A 4,579-nucleotide genomic window follows, 5' to 3' on the forward strand; every position below is an offset into this window, starting at 1 on the left:
TTTAAAAGTTATTTACTAGAAAATTTTTCCACTTCAACTGATAACTGATAACTGATAACTGTTTTATGCAAATAAATCAGCATCTTTCAAAGTTTTTCCTGCTGCATCTTTTTTAGATAATTTAACCTCAATTCCATCTAAAGGCCAACTAATCCCAATTTCTAGATCGTTCCACAAAATTGAACGCTCATATTCAGGTGCGTAATAATCAGTAGTCTTATACAAAACATCTGCAGTTTCAGACACTACTAAAAAACCATGAGCAAAACCAGGAGGTACCCAAAGTTGTCGTTTATTTTCTGCACTTAAAAGATAACCTACCCACTTACCAAAATTAGGAGAATTTTTCCGAATATCTACAGCAACATCAAATATTTCTCCCACAACTGCTCGTAATAATTTACCTTGAGCTTGTTGAATTTGATAATGTAAACCTCGCAATACTCCTTTGCTAGAACGAGAGTGATTATCTTGTACAAATTCCAGATTGATTCCTGTTTTTTCTGAAAAATTGCGTTGATTAAAACTCTCCATAAAAAAGCCACGTTCGTCTCCAAAAACTTTTGGCTCTATTAACAATACTTCGGGAATTTCTGTTTCAATTACATTCATTTTTTTTACCTCAGTTGATTGATAAGGGAATAGGGAACAGGCAATAGGGAATAGTGATAATGAACTTAAATCTCCTTTTAATTTATCACTAAAAAGTTAATAATTTGATAATCATGGAGAATATAGAAAAGAAAATCAAAATAAGCTGATAACTGATAACTGTTAATTGTCTTTTTTCCCCCAAGCTTCTAATTCTCCTATCGACAAAGAAAAAACTAATTTATGTAGATTGAGTAATTGAGAAATTGAGAGTAAAAAAGAAAATAAAGTTGGCTGATAATATTGCATCNGTATAAGTAGTAAAAAAAATCCGAAAAACTGATAACTGTTAATTGTCTTTTTTCCCCCAAGCTTCTAATTCTCCTATCGACAAAGAAAAAACTAATTTATGTAGATTGAGTAATTGAGAAATTGAGAGTAAAAAAGAAAATAAAGTTGGCTGATAATATTGCATCCTATTCAATATATATTCCAGACTCATAGAATTACTGGTTGGCTTTGATTCTACATCAGAAAATCCACTTTTTTCCAAAGCAAATTTTATCGTATCAAGGGAGAAATATGTCAAGTGTTCTGTTGGTTTATAGTGATACCATAAATAACCCAATAATTTCTGCCAAAATCCTCCCACATTTGGAGTAGTAATAAAAATCCATCCTCCTGGTTTCAAAAGTTGATAAGCTGCTGTTAGTTGACCAATAGGATCTGTCGTATGTTCAATCATATCTTGCAGCATAATCAAATCAAAAGAATTAGGTTCAAAATCATGATTAAACAAATCACCCTGAGATACAGATAAACCTCTACTTTTAGCAAAATTTACTGCATATTCTGAAACTTCTAAACCTTGAGGATTATTCCATCCTAAATTTTTTGCTTGCTCCAAACAATCACCTAAAGCACAACCTACATCTAATAATAAACCTTGACCATAAAGTTTTTTCTCTGCTTTTAATAAACGTTTTCTAAAAGTCTGACTATTAATTTTCATCCCTTGGAAATAATTAGAATATCCTCCTTTGGGAAAATCGTTATTATAATAATCTTCTTGATAGATTGCCGTAGGATTTGCTGGTGGATTATTATCCCATACCATATCACATTCAGAACATTTTGCTAATATATAGTCATCACCTGCTTTGTAGTAGTTAAATTTATTTGTATGACACAGGGGGCAATGATTTTTTGGCATAATATTTGATTAAAATTACTTCTGTTTCTGATTTTGTGAAAAATATTAAAGGTAGTAGTTATCATTATCTAAATAATGTTCTGTCTCCGAAGGAAAATAAATTGGCTTGGCAAAAAGTATATGGTTATTTTATTTTATCAAAACACAATTGCTTATATGAATAATCAAAAACAACATTCTTCAAAAGGAACTTTAAATTCCTAGCTAGAACAAGTAACTGATCAAGAGATTCTACTTGAAAATTCTCTAGGGATTAAAATTTCTGGCTTACAGCTTAAGTCCTTTGAAGAAGGATAGTATTTTTAGTTCCTTAAAAAGAACTTCAGCTATTAGCCCTGAAATTCATTTCATGGCAATTTGGGCAGTTATTGTTATCTGTTTAAATATATATATTTTTGAATAATTGTCAAGTATTTTCTACCCTAACCTTAACTTCATTGTTCAACTTGACAAATTCTTGTTTATTAGAGTTATAAACCCAAGCTTTAATGGCAGTTTCTCCCATAGGTAAAGATTTGGCTGAAAATTTTACTTTCCATCTTGCTGTACTATAAAGTTTTGAATTCATAATTTTAGCAATATCATTACTCTCTAAGTTAACAATAGCATTGGCAAAAAAATATTGATTCTCACCAAAAGAAAGTAATACTAAGTTAGGTTGTTTTTTTCCATCTGGTCTAATTGCCCAACCTCCTAAATTTATAGTTTCATCACCGTTAATAATTATGGATTCTTCAGTTAATTGAGGATTATCTAAATAACCATAATTTTGTTTTGGTTGTTTGATAAATTCTAGATTTTGAGGAAATTCTCGCCAACCTAATTTTTCCATAATTTCTGCACCTTGTCTGACTAACCAGGTTTTGCCATTCATTAATACTAAACAACTATCTGGAGATTTTCTGATAAATTCTGAATCTGCTAAATAATCAATTATTTCTAGACATTCTTTCCGACTTTCTATGTAGGGAAAACTTGATTTTATATTCCTCACAACATACAGGGAGTTAATGATCATAATTCCTGTCATTACGACAGCTAAAATTTTATATATTGATAAATATTTTTTTTGCTCTTGTACAAACAATGCCAGGAGATAAATCAGAGAAATAATTAATAATATTGATGTGGTTGTATATCGAGAAGAAATCATGGCATTTGCAACTCCATATTCTGCTCTACCTACAGAAATAGATAGAGCAGAAATTAGAGAAAATGTACCTATTGTTAACCAAGGAATAGCAGGAGGAAAAAAGGTTAGTTTGTAGAAAGGTTTCTTGAGAAAGTAATATGTAAAAAATAGGAAACCAGACAATAATATTAATCCTGTTATAATTGCAGGCATGGGAAGTCTCACTAAAGGTAAACCTAGAACAGCTAGAAAGTAATTTATTATCAAAAATGGTTGTTCTGTAAATAAAAATGGTTTTGGTTCCCGAATCGGATTAAAGTTAATTGCGTAGATAATACATGAAAGTATAAACACCAAAATCCAGATACTTAGTCTACTGATTTTTTGTTTAGCTTTCCCTTCTATAGATAATATTGAGGGAATTAAAACAACCCAATAAAGTAATCCTTGGATTAAGGTAAAACTTCCGATTAAACAAAATATTGCTGCTAGAAATATTCTAGTTTTTGCCGACAAATTCTCTAAAGCGTGAATAAAATATACTGCCATTATTAGACATAAGTTTGTCAGAAACCAAAACATGGTAAATCCCCATAACCAGTTCTGATGTTGTACTAGGGAAAATAATAATAGGCAACTTAAAATATTGGCGATGTGTAGGAGATTTTTGTTTCTATTATGTAATTTAGTTTCGGCTATTTTGCAGATAGCAAAAAATGTGATGATGACAAAAATTACGCTACAAATTATTTCAGCTTGGGTGTTCCATTTAGTGGAAAAAGCTAAAGCGGTAATGATTAATTTGGGTATTAATATTCTGTGATGACCGTGTACTGTGAAAAAGTCAAAAAATGTGGCGTTTCCTTCAGCAACTCGCTCAAAGATAGGGGTTAATCTCCATTGATCCCAGTAGGGAACATTGACACTAAAGTTAGTGAGAAACCAGAGGAGTAATAAGACTGGGAAAATATAGAGGGTTAGTAATAATATTCTGGTTCGGGAAAGTATTTTTTGCATTATTAGAAAATTGGCAGATAGCTTTTGGAAATATTACCTTAAAGCGAACTTGAAAATCCCGTCTCTTTAGAGCTATGTGGCAATATCTATAAATAAAATTTCTATTTCTTATTTTAAAAAGTTTCTATTTCTATAATCCCTAAGTCACTCAGACTAGGTAAAAACTTCTATTGCGTATATCGCAATAGAGATGAATCAAATTTTTATTTCTGATTTGCTAAAAGTTTGCCTCTAGATTTTGTAGGTAAAAACTGCTATTGCGTATATCGCAATAGAGATGAATCAGATTTTTATTTCTAATTTGCTAAAAGCTTATCTCTGAATTTTGTAGGTAAAAACTGCTATTGCGATATCCGCAACAAAAGGTAAGTGAGTCTAAATTCCTATTGCGTATGTAGCAATAGATATGAATCAGATTTTTATTTCTGATTTGCTAAAAGTTTGCCTCTAGATTTTGTAGGTAAAAATTGCTATTGCGATATCCGCAACAAAAGGTAAGTGAGTCTAAATTCCTATTGCGTATATAGCAATAGAAATGAATCAAATTTTTATTTCTGATTTGCTAAAAGTTTGCCTCTAGATTTTGTAGGTAAAAATTGCTATTGCGATATCCGCAACAAAAGGTA

General features: G+C 30.8%; 3 protein-coding genes. All 3 read right to left on the minus strand.

Features of this window, described 5'->3' with window-relative positions; genetic code table 11:
- Positions 1–63: 63 nt before the first annotated feature.
- Complete coding sequence (gene rfbC, locus AFK68_RS09365; RefSeq protein ID WP_094672483.1) at positions 64–612, minus strand: dTDP-4-dehydrorhamnose 3,5-epimerase; 549 nt, start codon at positions 610–612, stop codon at positions 64–66.
- A 328-nt stretch (positions 613–940) separates the two neighbouring features.
- Positions 941–1,804, minus strand: a complete 864-nt coding sequence (locus tag AFK68_RS09370; RefSeq protein WP_094672484.1) for a bifunctional 2-polyprenyl-6-hydroxyphenol methylase/3-demethylubiquinol 3-O-methyltransferase UbiG — start codon at positions 1,802–1,804, stop codon at positions 941–943.
- A gap of 406 nt (positions 1,805–2,210) precedes the next feature.
- Positions 2,211–3,953 carry a YfhO family protein gene (locus AFK68_RS09375; RefSeq protein WP_143437730.1) on the minus strand — a complete coding sequence of 581 codons (1,743 nt, stop codon included), beginning with the start codon at positions 3,951–3,953 and terminating at the stop codon, positions 2,211–2,213.
- Positions 3,954–4,579 lie beyond the last annotated feature (626 nt).

This window comes from Hydrocoleum sp. CS-953, assembly GCF_002260545.1.
GTDB lineage: Bacteria > Cyanobacteriota > Cyanobacteriia > Cyanobacteriales > Microcoleaceae > Trichodesmium.